15 protein-coding genes are annotated in these 17,185 nt (G+C 64.1%); 12 read left to right on the forward strand and 3 right to left on the reverse strand.

Features of this window, described 5'->3' with window-relative positions:
- Positions 1–23: 23 nt before the first annotated feature.
- Positions 24–1,511 (forward strand): nucleobase:cation symporter-2 family protein, encoded by a 1,488-nt coding sequence (locus FNJ84_RS09945; RefSeq protein ID WP_143792936.1) that lies wholly within the window; start codon positions 24–26, stop codon positions 1,509–1,511.
- Between the two features lie 87 nt (positions 1,512–1,598).
- On the opposite strand, the gene FNJ84_RS09950 is transcribed toward FNJ84_RS09945, so the two are convergent.
- Complete coding sequence (locus FNJ84_RS09950; protein WP_185968480.1) at positions 1,599–2,060, reverse strand: GNAT family N-acetyltransferase; 462 nt, start codon at positions 2,058–2,060, stop codon at positions 1,599–1,601.
- Positions 2,061–2,340: 280 nt separating this feature from the next.
- Between FNJ84_RS09950 and uraH the strand changes: the two genes are divergently transcribed.
- The 4 genes from uraH to FNJ84_RS09970 all read left to right on the forward strand — a co-directional run bounded on the left by uraH (position 2,341) and on the right by FNJ84_RS09970 (position 6,072).
- Positions 2,341–2,694, forward strand: coding sequence for a hydroxyisourate hydrolase (gene uraH / locus FNJ84_RS09955; protein ID WP_143792938.1), 354 nt, complete (start codon positions 2,341–2,343; stop codon positions 2,692–2,694).
- 3 nt (positions 2,695–2,697) lie between these two features.
- Entirely contained in the window at positions 2,698–3,951 is a 1,254-nt protein-coding gene (locus tag FNJ84_RS09960; RefSeq protein WP_185968481.1) for a urate hydroxylase PuuD, read from the forward strand.
- Between the two features lie 85 nt (positions 3,952–4,036).
- On the forward strand, positions 4,037–4,759 hold the full coding sequence (locus FNJ84_RS09965) for an exopolysaccharide biosynthesis protein (protein ID WP_143792939.1): 723 nt from the start codon (positions 4,037–4,039) through the stop codon (positions 4,757–4,759).
- Between the two features lie 32 nt (positions 4,760–4,791).
- Positions 4,792–6,072: a hemolysin family protein gene (locus FNJ84_RS09970; RefSeq protein WP_143792940.1), complete on the forward strand. Its 1,281-nt coding sequence runs from the start codon at positions 4,792–4,794 to the stop codon at positions 6,070–6,072.
- 18 nt (positions 6,073–6,090) lie between these two features.
- Here the strand turns inward: FNJ84_RS09970 and FNJ84_RS09975 are convergent, their stop codons facing one another.
- On the reverse strand, positions 6,091–6,615 hold the full coding sequence (locus tag FNJ84_RS09975) for a DUF4396 domain-containing protein (RefSeq protein WP_143792941.1): 525 nt from the start codon (positions 6,613–6,615) through the stop codon (positions 6,091–6,093).
- Positions 6,615–7,508, reverse strand: coding sequence for a LysR family transcriptional regulator (locus FNJ84_RS09980; protein ID WP_143792942.1), 894 nt, complete (start codon positions 7,506–7,508; stop codon positions 6,615–6,617). Before FNJ84_RS09980 ends, FNJ84_RS09975 begins: the two co-directional genes overlap by 1 nt.
- A gap of 109 nt (positions 7,509–7,617) precedes the next feature.
- Between FNJ84_RS09980 and xdhA the strand changes: the two genes are divergently transcribed.
- From xdhA to FNJ84_RS10015, 7 genes are all read left to right on the forward strand, one after another.
- A complete protein-coding gene (xdhA, locus tag FNJ84_RS09985) occupies positions 7,618–9,069 on the forward strand; it encodes a xanthine dehydrogenase small subunit (RefSeq protein WP_143792943.1) in 1,452 nt (483 codons plus the stop codon).
- A 2-nt stretch (positions 9,070–9,071) separates the two neighbouring features.
- Positions 9,072–11,378 (forward strand): xanthine dehydrogenase molybdopterin binding subunit, encoded by a 2,307-nt coding sequence (xdhB, locus tag FNJ84_RS09990; RefSeq protein WP_143792944.1) that lies wholly within the window; start codon positions 9,072–9,074, stop codon positions 11,376–11,378.
- Positions 11,375–12,112 (forward strand): xanthine dehydrogenase accessory protein XdhC, encoded by a 738-nt coding sequence (xdhC, locus tag FNJ84_RS09995; protein ID WP_143792945.1) that lies wholly within the window; start codon positions 11,375–11,377, stop codon positions 12,110–12,112. Before xdhB ends, xdhC begins: the two co-directional genes overlap by 4 nt.
- On the forward strand, positions 12,100–13,398 hold the full coding sequence (gene guaD, locus FNJ84_RS10000; protein ID WP_143792946.1) for a guanine deaminase: 1,299 nt from the start codon (positions 12,100–12,102) through the stop codon (positions 13,396–13,398). Before xdhC ends, guaD begins: the two co-directional genes overlap by 13 nt.
- Positions 13,399–13,491: 93 nt before the next feature.
- Positions 13,492–14,664, forward strand: coding sequence for a DegT/DnrJ/EryC1/StrS aminotransferase family protein (locus tag FNJ84_RS10005; RefSeq protein WP_255471152.1), 1,173 nt, complete (start codon positions 13,492–13,494; stop codon positions 14,662–14,664).
- A 13-nt stretch (positions 14,665–14,677) separates the two neighbouring features.
- Positions 14,678–15,751 carry a GDP-mannose 4,6-dehydratase gene (gene gmd, locus FNJ84_RS10010; protein WP_143792948.1) on the forward strand — a complete coding sequence of 358 codons (1,074 nt, stop codon included), beginning with the start codon at positions 14,678–14,680 and terminating at the stop codon, positions 15,749–15,751.
- Positions 15,748–17,181 (forward strand): mannose-1-phosphate guanylyltransferase/mannose-6-phosphate isomerase, encoded by a 1,434-nt coding sequence (locus FNJ84_RS10015; protein WP_143792949.1) that lies wholly within the window; start codon positions 15,748–15,750, stop codon positions 17,179–17,181. The genes gmd and FNJ84_RS10015 overlap by 4 nt, the downstream gene beginning before the upstream one ends.
- Positions 17,182–17,185 lie beyond the last annotated feature (4 nt).

Here is a 17,185-nt window from a genome sequence, read left to right on the forward strand (position 1 = left end):
ATCGGTGGAAAGGGAGGTCCGCAATGTCTGATACCACATACCAGCCCGCGGGGGCAGCGGTTCATCCGGTGGATGAACGGCTGCCCACGGGCAAATTGATAACCCTGGGCTTCCAGCATGTGCTGGTCATGTATGCCGGTGCGATCGCCGTGCCGCTGATCGTGGGCCGGGCACTGCAATTGTCGCCCGAAGAGGTGGCGTTCCTGATTTCCGCCGACCTGTTCGTCTGCGGCGTGGCGACGCTGATCCAAAGCCTTGGGATGACGCAATATTTCGGCATCAAGCTGCCGGTGATGATGGGCGTGACTTTCGCCGCTGTCGGCCCGATGGTGGCAATTGCCGGGCAGACGCCGGGACAGGAGGGCGCCCGCGCCCTGTTCGGCGCAATCATCGCGGCAGGGCTGATCGCCATCCTGCTGGCGCCGGCGATCAGCCGGATGCTGCGCTTTTTTCCGCCGGTGGTGACGGGCACTGTCATCCTTGCCATCGGCATCAGCCTGATGCCCATCGGCATCAACTGGATCTTCGGCCTTCAGGTCGGCCCGACCGCACCGATGCTGGTCGATCCCGCACAGCAGGCCTGGCTGGACGGTGCCATTGCGGCAGGTGGCGTGCCCGAGGGGGTCAAGCTGGCCGCCAGCATGCCGAACCCGGTCTATGCCAGCGGCAGCAATATCCTGATCGCGGTGCTGGTGCTGGGCACGATCCTTGCGGTTTCGCGTCTTGCCACCGGGTTTCTGGCCAATATCTCGGTCCTGGTCGGGATCGTCGTCGGCGGGATCGTCGCGGCGATGCTGGGGATGATGAATTTCGACAAGGTTGGCGAGGCAAGCTGGTTCGCGCTGATCAAGCCCCTGCATTTCGGGATGCCGACATTCGATCCGATCATGGTGCTGACCATGGTGCTGGTGATGATCGTCGTGATGATCGAATCCACCGGGATGTTCCTGGCCCTGGGCGAGATGTGCAAACGTCAGATCACCCAGCAATCGCTGGCCGCCGGCCTGCGTGCCGATGGCCTGGGAACGATGCTGGGCGGGATTTTCAACACCTTCCCCTATACCTCGTTCAGCCAGAATGTCGGGCTTGTCGGCGTGACGGGCATCCGCTCGCGCTTTGTCTGCGTGGCGGGGGGCATCATCATGATCGTTCTGGGGCTGATCCCGAAAATGGGCGCGCTGGTCGAAAGCCTGCCAACGACCGTTCTGGGCGGGGCCGGGCTGGTGATGTTCGGCATGGTTGCCGCAACCGGGGTGCGCATCCTGTCCCGCGTCGATTTCGCCGGCAACCGCAACAATATGTTCGTGGTGGCAATTTCCATCGGCATGGCGATGATCCCGCTGGTGGCGCCGAATTTCAAGCAGTGGCTGCCTCATGGGATCCACCCGCTGATCCATTCGGGCATCCTGCTGGCGGCGATCAGCGCGGTATTCCTGAACTGGTTCTATAACGGTGCGCCCTCGGTCGACGAGGAAGAACTGGCGGCGGCCGGCAAGCTGGCCGATCACTAGGCCGCAAGCCATGACAAGCAAGAAGGGCGGTCCCGCGGGGCCGCCCTTTTTCACATCGGCAATTTTCACATCGGCAAACCAGAACCGTCAGGCGGTTTCAGGCCCCTGGCCCTGGGTCCAGCGGAAATGCGTGACAGAATGGCCTGATCGGGGGTGCAAACCCTGCCGCTCGACCACAAGCCCTTCGCGTTCATAAAAGTGACGCGCCCTGGCATTCCTGGAGGTCGTGAACAGCGTGAACCCGTCCCTCATGACGGTCTTGGCGTGATCCAGCAGGCGTTTTCCCACGCCATTGCCCAGCTGCCGCGGGGAGACGAACAACTCGGCAAGATTGCGATCGTCGGGCTTCATGGCGATAAAGCCGACGATCTCGCCCTGATCGACCGCAACCGTTACAACCCATCCCCCTGCCAGTTCTTCATCGACGCGGGCGCGCAGCTGATCATATGACGGCATGACCGGGGGGCCGACATCCGGCAGGCTGGCGCTGGAATGCCAGATTCGTGCGATCTGGTCGCGTTCATCGTCACTGGCGGGGCGAAGCTGCATCGGAATGGCTATTGGCGTCAGGGGTGTCATGATGACGTAGCTGCCGGTCGGGGGGCGAGGCAAGCTTTCGGAAACCGGCAGCAGCAGGAAATCGCGGCGCGTCGCGGCGTTCGCGGTCCAACGTCAATGCCAGGATGCGGTTGTGCTACCTGGCACTCTGCCCGCCATTGCTGCAATCCCATTCTCAACGAAAATTATAGACTGCCTTGCCGAAGGGCCGTCTCGCGCGCGCGGGGATTTCGGTTATCAATGAAAGCGCAATAATCTGGCGGAGGAGTGGATGCCCGGATATCTGACCACACATGTTCTGGACACCGCGCGGGGCACCCCCGCACAAGGGATGGAAATCGTGCTGTATCGGCTGGAAAACGGCGGTCGCACGGAACTGGCCCGGCTGGTGACGAATGCCGATGGCCGCACCGACAGCCAGATCCTGCCCGAGGCCGATTTCACCACCGGCAGCTATGAGCTGGAATTTCATGCCGGCGCCTGGATGGACGCCACCGGCGTGGCGCCCGAAAGCCCGCGCTTTCTGGATGTGATCCCGATCCGCTTTGGCATGTCGCAGGACGATCACTATCACGTTCCGCTGCTGATCTCGCCCTTCGGCTATTCGACCTATCGGGGAAGCTGATCCATGATTCCTGACATCACGATCATCTGGGAATGGATGGCCTTCGCGATCCGCTGGGTTCATGTCATCACCGCCGTGGCCTGGATCGGCAGCTCGTTCTATTTCATCGCGCTGGATCTTGGGCTGCAAAAGGCGCCCGGCCTGCCCAAGGGCGCGCATGGCGAGGAATGGCAGGTCCATGGCGGCGGCTTTTACCACATCAACAAATATCTGGTCGCGCCGGAACGGATGCCGGAACATCTGACCTGGTTCAAATGGGAAAGCTATTCGACCTGGCTTAGCGGTGCGGCGCTGCTGATGGTCACCTATTGGGCGGGGGCCGAGCTGTTCCTGATCGACCCCTCGAAGATGGAATTGTCGCAGTTTCAGGCGATTCTGATCTCGGCCGGGTCGCTGGCGATCGGCTGGCTGATCTATGACACGCTGTGCAAATCCAAGCTGGGCGAGCAGCCGACCGTGCTGATGCTGCTGCTGTTCGTGGCGCTGGTGGTGATGGGCTGGGGCTATGATCAGGTGTTTTCGGGCCGCGCGGCGCTGCTTCATCTGGGGGCATTCACCGCCACGATCATGACGGCCAATGTGTTCTTCATCATCATGCCGAACCAGCGCATCGTGGTGAACGACCTGAAGGCAGGGCGTCCGGCCGATCCGAAATACGGCAAGATCGCCAAGCTGCGGTCGACCCATAACAACTATCTGACGCTGCCGGTCATCTTCTTGATGCTGTCGAACCATTACCCGCTTGCCTTCGCCAGCGAATATAACTGGCTGATCGCGGCGCTGGTCTTTCTGATGGGCGTGACGATCCGGCATTTCTTCAACACCATGCATGCCCGCAAGGGCGAGCTGTGGTGGACCTGGCTGGTGACGGCGATCCTGTTCATCATGATCATGTTCCTGTCCTCGCTTGGCTTGCGCCAGGAACCGCTGGAAACCGCCGAGGCCCGCGCCCTGACCCCGCTGGAGGCCCGCTTTGCCCAGGCCGAAGGTTTTGACGAGGTCAGCGGCTATGTCACTGGGCGCTGTTCGATGTGCCATTCGCGCGAACCGTTCTATGAGGGGATTTACCATGCCCCCAAGGGCCTGTTCCTGGAAACGCCCGGCGACATCGCCCGCGCCGCGCGCGAGATCTATCTGCAAGCCGGGGTGACCGATGCCATGCCCCCCGCCAATGTCAGCTTCATGGAGCCCGAGGAACGCGATGCCATCATCCGCTGGTATCGCGCGGCGCGGGGGACTGCGCTGGCGGCCAACTGACACGAAGCCGTGGGGGCTGAAAACAGCTCTGGATCGGCGCGGCGATCGGCCCTAGTTTTGGCCGGTCGCAAATGCGGAAAAACAGATGATGGACGATGCGGGCGCAAGGCCCGGCCTTTCCACCGATGCAGTCGACGCCGGATCGACCGAAAGTGATCCCTCGGCGGGGGATGATGTCCCGCGAAGCAGGCGCGGCAGCAAATTGCCGCGCAAGCGCCTGTCGCAAATTCTGGCCGCCATTGCGCAGGATGATCGGCGCAGCGACATCACCATCGACGACCTGATGCACCTGATCGAGGGACGCGCCCGCGCCGCGCTGATCTTTCTGTTCGCCTTTCCCAATGTCTTTCCCGCCCCGCCTGGCCTGTCCGCCGTCTTGGGGCTGCCGCTTCTGTATCTGACCGGGCAGATGATGCTGGGCCGCATTCCCTGGCTGCCCAGGCTGATCGGCCAGCAGGGCGTGTCCATGCCGGCCTTCCGCGCCATGGTGCAGCGCGCGCTGCCATTTCTGACGCGGGTTGAACGGCTGTTGCGGCCGCGTCTTGGCTGGGTCGTCGGCCCCACGGCAGAACATGTTCTGGGGGCCTTTGCACTGGTTCTTGCCGTGGTGGTGACGCTGCCGATCCCGCTGGCCAATATGCTGCCTTCGTTCGCGATCTGCCTGATCGCCCTTGGCGTTCTGGAACGCGACGGGCTGTGGACGATTTTCGGGGTGCTGGCCGGGATCGCCTCGTTGCTGCTGTCGGGGGCGGTGGCCTATGCGATGGTCAAGACTGCGATCATGCTGATCGTCCAGGCATTCGCCTGACCTGACAATGCTGTTTTCTCGATGGGGCTGCCGTGGCTTTTGAAATTGCCATTCTTCTTTGCCTGATACTGCTGAACGGCGTCCTTGCCATGTCCGAACTGGCGGTCGTCTCGGCGCGCCCGGCGCGGCTGCGGCTGCGCGCCGGCCGGGGCGACCGGGGCGCCGCCACAGCCATGCGGCTGGCCGAGGAGCCGGGGCGCTTCCTGTCGACCGTGCAGATCGGGATCACCCTTGTCGGCGTGCTGTCGGGCGCGTTTTCGGGGGCGACGCTTGGGTTGCGGATGGGACAGTTCCTGGCGGATGCTGGTCTGCGCGCCAGTCTGGCCGAGCCTTTGGGCGTGGGCATCGTGGTGGTGGCCATCACCTATCTGTCGCTGATCGTGGGCGAGTTGGTGCCCAAGCAGATCGCGCTTGCCAATGCTGATGCCATTGCCGCCCGCGTGGCCCCTGCGATGGTGCTGCTGTCACGCATCGCTGCGCCGCTGGTCTGGCTGCTGGACCGGTCCGGGCGGGTGGTGCTGGCGATCCTGGGCCAGTCGGGCCGGCGTGACAGCAGCGTCAGCGACGAGGAAATCCGCACCATCATCGCCGAGGCCGAGGGCGCCGGCGTGATCGAGCGCGGAGAGACCCGGATGATCGAGGGTGTCATGCGCATCGCTGACCGCACGGCGCGCGGTCTGATGACCGCCACCCCGGAACTGGAAATCGCGAAGGCAGACGAAAGCCGGGCCGAGGTTCTGGCCCGGTTCCGTCGCTCGGGCCGGTCGCGCCTGCCGGTCCGGGACGGCGCCCCGGACGAGATCATCGGCGTCCTGCACAGCCGCGATGTGCTGAATCTGCCCTCGGGACGCGGCTTTGACCTGCGCGATCTGGCCACGCCTGCCCCCGTCATCCCCGAGGCGCTGCCCGCCATGGAGGTGATCGACCGGCTGAAACAGGCGCCGGGCCATATGCTGCTGGTCTATGACGAATATGGCCAGTTTCAGGGGGTAATCACGGCCATGGATATCCTTGGCGCGATTGCCGGCGGCTTTGACGAAACCGATGGCGACGAGCCCAAGATGGTCGAACGCGAGGACGGCTCTTTTCTGGTTGCGGGCTGGATGCCGGCGGATGAATTTGCGGCCCGCCTAGGGATGGATCTGGGTCGGTCCAGTGACTATGACACCGTGGCCGGGCTGGTGCTGGACCGGGCCGGGGTGTTGCCGCAGGTGGGCCATCGCATCGTGATCGACGGATGGCGGATCGAGGTGGTCGATCTGGACGGCCGGCGCATCGACAAGCTGCTGGTCGAACGCGCGCCGGCAGGGTAGGGGCGGCCGTCGGGTATCCTAGTGGCCGTGATGTTGATGGGCCAGCGCATGCCCGCGCCCCCGTGCGATCAGCCAGCGATTGACCGGATAGGCGGCAAAGGCCGCGATGATCAGCGCCACCGCCAGCGTGCCCCAGAATAGCGGGCTGTCCAGATGCGCATCCATCGCGCCGGGAACGGCGAGGATGATCAGGTTGTCCACGATCTCCATCACCGTGATCGAGGCGGTGTCGGCGGCCAGCCCGATCCGCAGCGCCTGCCCCATGGTCATCCCCGATCGCAACAGTGGCACCATGGTCAGGGCGTAGCCGAAGATAAAGGCCAGCACGATCGCCAGCCCCATCGTTTGCAGATTGCCCCAGCCAAGGCCTGTGCCGATGACCATGCCCAGAACCTCGCCGATGCCACAGCCGGTCAGGCAATGCAGCGTCGCGGCCACCGCCAGCCGGTTGACCTGGGCGGGGTCTGGCGCGGGGCGACCTTGGTGTTCGGCATGAGGGGCGGGGTCTGCGCCGTGATGATGATGATGATCATGTCCGGCCATCAGAATGCCTTTTTCAACTCTCTGGCGGCATAATCCGCGAACATCCGCACCTTGGGATCCTGCAACCGACGATGCGGCGTCAGGCATCCGAATTGCGCGGCCAGCGGACGGTTTTCGGCCAGAACCTCGACCAACCGCCCATCCTTGATGTGATGTGCCACCTCGTATCCGGGGCGGTTGGCAATGCCCTCGCCGGCCAGCGCCCATGTGGTCAGCACATCGCCGTCATCGGTGTCGAACCGGCCCGAAACCATCATCTTGCGTGGCCCTTCATCGGTTTGCAGGGTCCAGAAATATTCCGGGCTGCGCGGGTATCGCAGCAGCAGGCAATTGTGGTTCTTCAGGTCGTCGGGTTCCTGCGGCGTGCCGGCCTGTTCCAGATAACCGGGCGAGGCGACCAGCAGGCGCGGGCAATCGGCCACCTTGCGCCATTTCAGCGCCGAATCCTGCGGTTCGCCCAGAAAAAACGCCAGGTCGATCCCGTCCTCGACGATATTGACCGTGCGATCCGACAGCCGCAGCTGCACGTCGACACCGGGATTGTCGCGGCAAAAGACCGGGATCAGCGGTGCGATCAGCCGTCGCCCCAGCCCCAAGGGCGCGGTCAGCCGGATCACCCCCTGCGGCGTGCCCGAAAAACTGCCGATCACGGCCTCGGCCTCGTCCAGCGTCTCGATCACGCGGCGGGCGTTTTCATAAAAGACCCGACCGATTTCCGTGGGGGTCAGCTTGCGGGTGGTGCGGTTCAACAGCCTGACGCCAAAGCGGTTTTCCAGATCCTTGATCCGGTTCGAGGCAACAGCGGGCGACAGCCGCAGATCGCGCCCGCCAGAGGTGATCGAGCCAAGCTCGATGACGCGGACAAAGACCCGAAGGCTTTCGAGATAGGACATGACGATTGGCCGTTTTCAATGGATCGTGTAAAGTCTTCAACGTCTCGGATGATTTCGCAACGGGAATTTCCGGCCTAGGCTGAAATTCATGAACGGGTGAGAGGACGAGATGACGGGCGAATTGCGCTTTCTGCTGAATGACCGGGAAATCACGCTGACCGAGGCCGGCGGCTCGGACACGCTGCTGGATTTTCTGCGCATCGACCGGCGCATGACCGGCACCAAGGAAGGCTGCGCCGAGGGCGATTGCGGCGCCTGCACGGTGCTGGCCGGGCGGCTGACGCCCTCGGGTCTGGTCTATGAGCCGGTGAATGCCTGCATCCGCTTTCTGGCGTCCTGCCACGGCTGTCATATCGTGACGGTGGAACATCTGCGCGGGCCGGATGGCGGCTTGCATCCGGTGCAGCAGGCGATGGTCGAGCATCACGGCAGCCAATGCGGTTTCTGCACGCCGGGCTTTGTCATGGCGCTTTATGGTCTGTGGATGAGCAACCCGCAGGCCGATGCCATGGCCATCGAGGTGGCGCTGCAAGGCAATCTCTGCCGCTGCACCGGCTATGCGCCGATCATCAAGGCCGCGCTGGCCGCGCAGGCGGCGGGCGGGCAGGCGATGGATGCGCTGGCGGTTGAACGCGAGGGCGTGATGGCCAAGCTGCGGGCGATCCCGGCGGGCCGGGTCGAGGTCGCACGCGGTGCGAACCGTGCGATCATCCCGGCGGACACGGACGATCTGGCCGCACTGCTTCTGGAACACGAAAAACCGACGCTGGTGGCGGGTGCGACCGATGTTGGCCTTTGGGTTACGAAATTCCTGCGCAATATCAGCCCGACAATCTTCATCGGTCATCTGATGAAGGGCGTGGAAGTGTTTGACACCGAACTGAAAATAGGCGCAGGTGTGACCTATTCCGAGGCCGAGCCGCTGATCGCCCAGCACCTGGCCGAGGCGCTGGATTACTGGCAGCGGATCGCCGGTTGGCAGGTGCGCAACATGGGCACCGTGGGCGGGAACATCGCCAATGGCTCGCCCATCGGCGACACGCCGCCCTTGCTGATCGCGCTTGGCGGGCGGATCGTGCTGCGCCGGGGCGACGTGCGGCGCGAGGTCGCCTTGCAGGATTATTTCATCGACTATGGAAAGCAGGATCGCGCGCCCGGCGAGTTCGTCGAAAGCGTCATCATCCCGCTGAACAGGGGCGCCAAGATCGCGGGCTACAAGATCAGCAAACGGCGGGACAGCGACATTTCCTCGGTCGCGGTGGGGATTTGCGTGACCGTCGACGGGGGCCGGATCGCGAATGCCCGTATCGCCTTTGGCGGCATGGCGGGCACGCCGAAACGCGCCGCCGGTGCCGAGGCGGCGCTGATTGGCCAGCCCTGGGGGCAGGCAGCATTCGATGCGGCGGCGCGGGCCGTGCGCGCCGACTTCACGCCGCTGACCGATATGCGCGCCAGTGCCGATTACCGCAGCACGGTGGCGGCGAACCTGATCCGGCGCTTCTGGCTGGAGCAATCCGAACTCGCGCTGCCGGTGCGGCTGAACTATGCGGTGGGGGAATGACCATGAAGGACGAAATCACCATCAAGGGCCTGGCGCATATGGACACCGCCCATGACAGCGCCATCAAGCATGTCACCGGCCGCGCCGAATATACCGACGACCTGAGCGAGCCGTTCGGGCTGATCCACGCCTATCTGGGCCTGTCGAAATGCGCCCATGGCAGGATTGTGGCGATGGATCTGGACGCCGTGCGCGCCGCGCCGGGGGTGATCGACGTGCTGACCGCCGCCGACCTGCCGGGCGTCAACGATGTCTCGCCCGCAGGCCATCACGACGATCCGATCCTCGCGGACGCAGAGGTCAAGTTCTGGGGACAGCCCATCTTTGCCGTCGTGGCCGAAACCCGCGATCAGGCCCGTCGTGCGGCGGCTTTGGCCAAGATCACCTATGATGCGCTGCCCCATGCGCTGGACCCGATGGCGGCCAAATTGGCCGATATGGGCTATGTCACCGATCCCCTGACCCTGCGCCGCGGGGATGCCGATAGGGGCATGGCCAATGCGCCGCACCGGATCAAGGGCCGCATGGGCATCGGCGGGCAGGATCACTTCTATCTGGAAGGCCAGATCGCCATGGCCGTGCCGGGCGAGGATGAGGACGTGATCATCAACGTTTCGACCCAGCACCCGTCCGAGGTGCAGCACATGGTCGCGCATGTGCTGGGCGTGCCCTCGCATTCCGTTGTCGTGAACGTCCGCCGCATGGGCGGAGGCTTCGGCGGCAAGGAAACGCAGATGAACCTGTTCGCCTGCATCGCCGCCGTTGCCGCGAAGAAATGGCACCGCGCGGTGAAAATCCGCCCCGACCGCGATGACGACATGTCGGCCACCGGAAAACGCCATGATTTCGTCGTCGATTACGAGGTGGGCTTTGACGATGAGGGCCGCATTCTCGCCGTCCAGGGCGATTGGTATGCCCGCTGCGGCTTCTCGGCGGACCTGTCGGGCCCGGTGACGGATCGCGCGCTGTTTCATGCCGATAACGCCTATTACTACCCTGATGTCCGCGTCAGCAGCCATCCGATGCGCACCAATACCGTCAGCAATACCGCCTTCCGCGGCTTTGGCGGCCCGCAGGGTGTGATCGTGGCCGAACGCATCATCGAGGAAATCGCCTATGCCCTTGGCCGCGATCCCTTGGAAATCAGGCAGTTGAACCTCTATCAGAACGGCCAGTTGACCCCCTATCATCAAGAGGTCACCGACCAGATCCTGCCACGCATCTTCGAGGACCTGACCGCCAGCAGCGATTATGCCGCGCGGCGTCAGGCGGTGCTGGACTGGAACGCCAAGGGCGGAACCATCCGCAAGGGCATCGCCCTGACGCCGGTGAAGTTCGGTATCAGCTTCACCGCCACCTGGTACAATCAGGCCGGCGCGCTGATCCATATCTACAGCGACGGCTCGATCGCGCTGAACCATGGCGGCACCGAGATGGGGCAGGGGCTGAACACCAAGGTGGCCCAGGTCGTGGCCGAGGCCTTCCAATGCGACCTCAGCCGGATCAAGATCACCAAGACCACGACGGAAAAGGTGCCGAATACCTCGGCCACGGCAGCATCCTCGGGCACTGACCTGAACGGCATGGCGGCGCTGAACGCGGCGGATCAGATCAAGGATCGGCTGATTGATTTCGTCGCTGAACGCTGGCAGGCGCCGCGCGACCGCGTGCGCTTTGTCCCCGGCCATATCATGGCGGGCGACACGGCCATCCCCTTCGACGAGGTGATCAAGGCCGCCTATATGGCCCGCATCCACCTGTCGGCGGCGGGGTTCTACAAAACGCCGGAAATCCACTGGGATCGCGCCACGGGGCGCGGTCGGCCCTTCTATTACTTCGCCTATGGCGCGGCGGTGGCCGAGGTCTCGGTCGATACGCTGACCGGCGAATATGTGATAGACCGCGCCGATGTGCTGCATGATGTGGGCCGTTCGCTGAACCCGATTATCGACAAGGGCCAGGTCGAGGGGGCCTTTGTCCAAGGCACCGGCTGGCTGACCTGCGAGGAACTCTGGTGGAACGAAAAGGGCGAGCTAAAGACCCATGCGCCATCCACCTACAAGATCCCGCTGGCCAGCGACCGCCCGCGCATCTTCAACGTGAACCTCGCCGACTGGTCCGAAAACGCCGAGCGCAGCATCAAGCGATCCAAAGCCGTGGGCGAGCCGCCCTTCATGCTGGGCATCTGCGTATTCGAGGCGATCAACATGGCCGTGGCATCCATGAACGATTACCGCGAACCGGCCCGGCTTGACGCCCCCGCCACGCCCGAGCGCGTTCTGATGGCCGTGGAACGGCTGCGCGGATGATCCGCGTCCGGGTCATATCGGCGCGCGGTTCCACCCCGCGCGAGGCGGGGGCCGAGATGTTCGTCGGCCCCGCCTCGGTCACCGGCACCATCGGCGGCGGGCAGCTGGAATATATGGCCATCGACCGCGCCCGGCAGATGCTGGCCAAGAACGAAGCCGAGGCCCGGATGGACATCCCCCTCGGCCCCGAGATCGGCCAATGCTGCGGTGGCCGCGTCATCCTGCAACTCGACCGGGGTGGGCCGCGCGCGGAAACCCACCCTCAGGTGCTGATCTTCGGTGCCGGCCATGTCGGCCGCGCCCTTGCGCTGGCGCTGCAACCCCTGCCGCTGACCCCCATCCTGATCGACAGCCGCGCTGCGGAACTGGCCAAGGCCGCTGTCGGCACCACGATCCGCCTGACGCCACTGCCCGAGGCCGAGATTCGCGCAGCCATTCCGGGCAGCGCCATCGTGGTCCTGACCCATGACCACGCGCTGGACTTCCTGCTGGCGGCCGAGGCCCTGACCCGCACCGATCTGGCCTATGTCGGCATGATCGGCAGCGCCACGAAACGCGCGCAATTCCACCGCTTCGCCCGCATCCAAAACGTCGATCCTGACCGCCTTGTGTGCCCCATCGGCGTCAATGACACGGGCGACAAGCGCCCCGCCGTTATCGCCGCCTTTACCGCCGCAGAACTTCTTGTCGAACTGACGGCTTCTTTCTCGGAAAAATACCCATGCGACAGCTGATCCGGGGCCGCGTCCTCGATTTTCACGCCGACCCGGCCGTGACCGATGACAACCACCGCTATCTGGAAGACGGCGCCATCCTGATCGAGGATGGCATCATCCGGGCCGTCGGTGACTACACCGATTTGCGCGAACCGGGCCTCGCGGAAATCGACCACCGCCCGAACCTGATCCTGCCCGGCTTCATCGACCCGCACATCCATTTCCCGCAGGTGCAGGTGATCGCCAGCTGGGGCGCACAGCTGCTGGACTGGCTGAACACCTATACCTTCCCCGAGGAAGCGCGCTTTGCCGACCCGGCCCATGCGCAGGCGATGGCGGGGCGGTTCCTCGACCTGCTGGCCGCGCATGGCACCACCACCGCGACCGCCTTCTGTTCCGTCCACCCCGAAAGCGCCGAGGCGCTGTTTTCGGCGGCAGAGGCGCGCAACATGGCGATGATCGCCGGCAAGGTGATGATGGATCGCAACGCCCTGCCGGCCGTTCTGGACACGGCGCAGCAAGGCTATGATGACAGCAAGCGCCTGCTGGAGAAATGGCACGGGCGCGGGCGACAGCGTTACGCCATCTCGCCCCGTTTCGCCATCACCTCGACGCCCGAACAGATGCATGCGGCGGGCACGCTGGTGGCGGAACATCCCGATTGTCATGTTCAAACCCATATGTCGGAAAACCGCGACGAGATCGCGCTGGCGAAACAGCTTTATCCAAGCGCCCGCGACTATCTGGATATCTATGAGAAATACGGGCTGCTCAGCGAAAACCTGCTGCTGGGCCATTGCGTCCACCTTGAGCCGCGCGAAATCGCCCGCATGGCGGAAACCGGCAGCCGCGCCATCTTCTGCCCGACCTCGAACCTGTTCCTCGGCTCGGGCCTGTTTGACGAGGCTGGATTGCGCGCCTCGGGCGTTGTCAGCGGCATTGCCACCGATGTCGGCGGCGGCACCAGCTATTCCATGCTGCAAACGCTGAACGAAGGTTACAAGATCCTGCAACTTGACGGGCAGAAGCTGACCCCCTTCGCCGGGTTCCACTGGATCACGCGAGGCAATGCCATCGCGCTTGGCATGGTGGACCAGATCGGCACCCTGGCACGCGGCAGCGATGCCGATCTGGTGGTGCTGGACAGCCGCGCCACGCCGGCAATGGCCCTGCGCATGGAACGCGCCGAGACGCTGGCGCAGGAACTGTTCATCCTTCAGATCATGGGGGATGACCGGTCGATTGCGCAAACCTATGTGGCCGGCCGCCCGATGAAGGGGAAGGCGAACGAAACAGTTTCTTAAACTGTTGGTGATACTTGGATAATGCACGCCGGCTTGGCGTGGGCGCGGGTTTGGTCTATGCCCGGAAGGTCACGTCATTTACCGGGTGCCCCCTTGTTCTATCCACTTGCCAGCACGACCTGGGACGACGCCGAATATGCGGCGTTGGACCGGGTCATCAAATCCGGCCGTTTCACCATGGGCGACGAGGTTCGCGCCTATGAGCAGGCCTTTGCCGATCATTTCGGCAAACGCTACGGGGTCATGGCCTCGTCCGGCTCGACCGCGAACCTGCTGGCCGTGGCCTCGGCCTTTTGGCACCCGGACCTCGGCTGGAAGCAGGGGGACGAAATCATCGTGCCGGCGGTCAGCTGGTCCACCACCTATTTCCCGATCACCCAGACCGGGATGCGCCTGCGCTTTGTCGATATCGACCAGGCCACGCTGAACATCGACCCCGATCTGGTGGCCGCCGCCATCACGCCGCGCACCCGCGCCGTCTTTGCGGTCAACCTGCTGGGCAATCCGGTGCAGGCCGACCGGCTGCGCGCCATCTGCAAGGATGCCGGCATCCTGCTGATCGAGGATAATTGCGAATCCATGGGCGCCAGCCTGAACGGCGAAATGGCCGGCGCGTTTGGCTTTTTCGGCACCTTCAGCAGCTTTTTCTCGCATCACATCTGCACCATGGAAGGCGGCATGGTCATCACCGATGACCGCAAGCTTTACGACACGATGCTGTCGATGCGCGCCCATGGCTGGACCCGTGGCCTGCCCGCCGACACCCATCTGCCGGTCGATCCCGATCCCTTCGTGGCGCAGTTCCGTTTCGTGTTGCCCGGCTATAACCTGCGCCCGCTAGAGATGGAGGGCGCATTGGGCCGTCCTCAGCTGGCAAAACTGCCCGGCTTCGTCGCCGCCCGGCGCGAGAATGGCAAGATCTTCCAGCGCGAATTTGCCGATCTCGATTTCCTCGATATCCAGCAGGAAACCGGGGAATCCTCGTGGTTTGGCTTTGCGATGGTGCTGAAGGGGCGGCTGGCGGGCCGCCGCAGCGATCTGGTCGCCGCCCTGCAAGCCGCCGAAATCGAATGCCGCCCCATCGTCACCGGGAATTTCCTGAACAACCCAGTGATCGAGAAGCTTGACCACAGCACCGGCTCGCCCATCATCGCGGCTGAAAAGATCGACCGCGACGGGCTGTTCGTCGGCAATCACCATTACCCGATCGCGCCCCAGATCGCGCGACTGCGCGAGGTCGTCCAGACCGTCGCCGACCGTTTCTGAAAGGACGCAAACCATGACCAAACGTGCCCTGATCACCGGCATCACCGGCCAGGATGGCGCCTATCTGGCCGAGCTTCTGCTGTCCAAGGGATACGAGGTTCACGGCGTCAAGCGCCGCTCGTCCAGCTTCAACACCGGCCGCATCGACCATTTGCAGATCGACGAACATTCCGGCAGCAATTTCCACCTGCATTACGGCGACATGACCGATTCAACGGCGCTGATCCGCACCGTGGCCGAGGTTCAGCCCGACGAGATCTATAACCTGGCCGCGCAAAGCCATGTCAAGGTCAGTTTCGAGATGCCGGAATATACCGCCAATGCCGACGGCACCGGCACGCTGCGCCTGCTGGAAGCCATCCGGCTGCTGAACATGACCGATCGCGTGCGCTTCTATCAGGCCTCGACCTCGGAACTTTACGGCAAGGTGCAGGAAGTCCCGCAAAGCGAGACGACGCCCTTCTATCCGCGCTCGCCCTATGCGGCGGCCAAGCTTTACGCCTATTGGATCACGGTGAATTACCGCGAGGGTTATGGGATGTTTGCCTGCAACGGCATCCTCTTCAACCATGAAAGCCCGATCCGGGGCGAGACCTTCGTGACCCGCAAGATCACCCGCGCCGTCGCTGCCATCAAGCTGGGCCTGCAAGAGCGGCTGTATCTGGGCAATCTGGACGCGCAGCGCGATTGGGGCCATGCGCGCGACTATGTCGAGGGCATGTGGCGCATCCTTCAGCATGATGTGCCCGAGGATTTTGTGCTGGCCACTGGCGATATGCACTCCGTCCGCGAATTTTGCGAGCTGGCTTTTGCCGAGGTCGGGATCGCGATCGAATGGCGTGGTGAGGGCGTCGATGAACAGGGCTTTCAGGCCGGCACCAATCACTGCCTTGTCGGCATTGACCCCGTCTATTTCCGCCCCACCGAGGTCGAGCAGTTGCTGGGCAACCCGACCAAGGCGCGGGAAAAATTGGGCTGGACGGCGACCACGCCCTTTGCCACGCTGGTAGCCGAGATGGTGGCCGAAGATGTGCGGCTGCTGGAAACCGAACGCTTGGCGCGGCGCGCCTATGGGGTAGTGGAATGAGCCTGATCACGCCGGTTCTGATGGCAGGGGGCAGCGGCACGCGGCTGTGGCCGGCCTCGCGCAAGGCGTTCCCCAAGCAATTCGCGCCGCTGATCGGGCCGGAATCGCTGTTTCAGGCCAGCGCAAGGCGGCTGTCAGGTCCGGGTTACGGCGCGCCGGTGGTGATGACCAATGCCGATTTCCGCTTTATCGTGGCCGAGCAGCTGGACCAGATCGGCATCGCCCCCGCCGCCATCGTGATCGAGCCTGCGGGCCGCAACACCGCCCCTGCGATCCTGGCCGCCGCGTTGCGCGTGGCGGCGGACGATCCGCAGGCATTGCTGCTGGTCGCGCCCTCGGATCACGTCATCCCTGACAGTGCGGGCTTTGACCGGGCGGTGCAGGCGGGCGCGGTTGCCGCCCGCGCGGGCCGGATCGTGACCTTCGGCATCACGCCGACCCGCCCCGAAACCGGCTATGGCTATCTTCAGGTCGATGGCACGGGCGACGGCCCGCTGCCGCTGAAGCGTTTCGTTGAAAAGCCCGATGCCGCGCGGGCCACCGAGATGTTGGCCGAGGGTGGGTATCTGTGGAACGCCGGGATCTTCCTTTTCGCGGCGCAGACCATGATCGACGCCTTTGCCGCCCATGCGGCGGATTATGTCGAGCCGGTTCAGGCCGCCGTAGACGGCGCGATGACCGATCTGGGTTTTCTCAGGCTGGCGCGGGGTCCGTGGCAGGGCTTGCGCGACGAATCCATCGACTATGCGGTGCTGGAAAAGGCCACGAACCTGTCGGTGGTGGCCTTTTCGGGCCATTGGTCCGATCTGGGCGGTTGGGATGCCGTCTGGCGCGAAATGCAGGACGGCGCCCCGGCGGATCGCGGCGCGGTCACGGATGGCCATGCCACTGCCATCGACTGCGACAATGTGCTGCTGCGCTCGGACAGTGCCGATATGCAGGTCGTGGGCATCGGGCTGACCGACATGATGGTGGTGGCGACCTCGGATGCGGTGCTGGTGGCGCCGATGGACCGGGCGCAGGACGTGAAACAGGCGGTGTCCTCGCTGAAGGCGCAGGGCCGCAAGCAGGCGGAACTGTTCCCCCGCGATCACCGCCCCTGGGGCTGGTTCGAGACGCTGGCCATCGACGACCGCTTTCAGGTCAAGCGCATCGTGGTCAAGCCCGGCGCGGCCTTGTCGCTGCAAAGCCATGTGCATCGCTCGGAACATTGGATCGTGGTCAGCGGCACCGCCAAGGTGACGGTCGACAATGCGGTGACGCTGGTGACCGAGAACCAGTCGATCTATGTGCCCCTCGGCGCCGTTCACCGGATGGAGAATCCCGGCAAGGTGCCGATGGTGCTGATCGAGGTGCAAACCGGCGTCTATCTGGGCGAGGATGACATCATCCGTTACGAAGACGTTTACGCCCGGCAGACCGGCGACTGATGGG

This window comes from Paracoccus sp. M683, from assembly GCF_007096355.1.
In the GTDB taxonomy this organism is placed as follows: domain Bacteria; phylum Pseudomonadota; class Alphaproteobacteria; order Rhodobacterales; family Rhodobacteraceae; genus Paracoccus.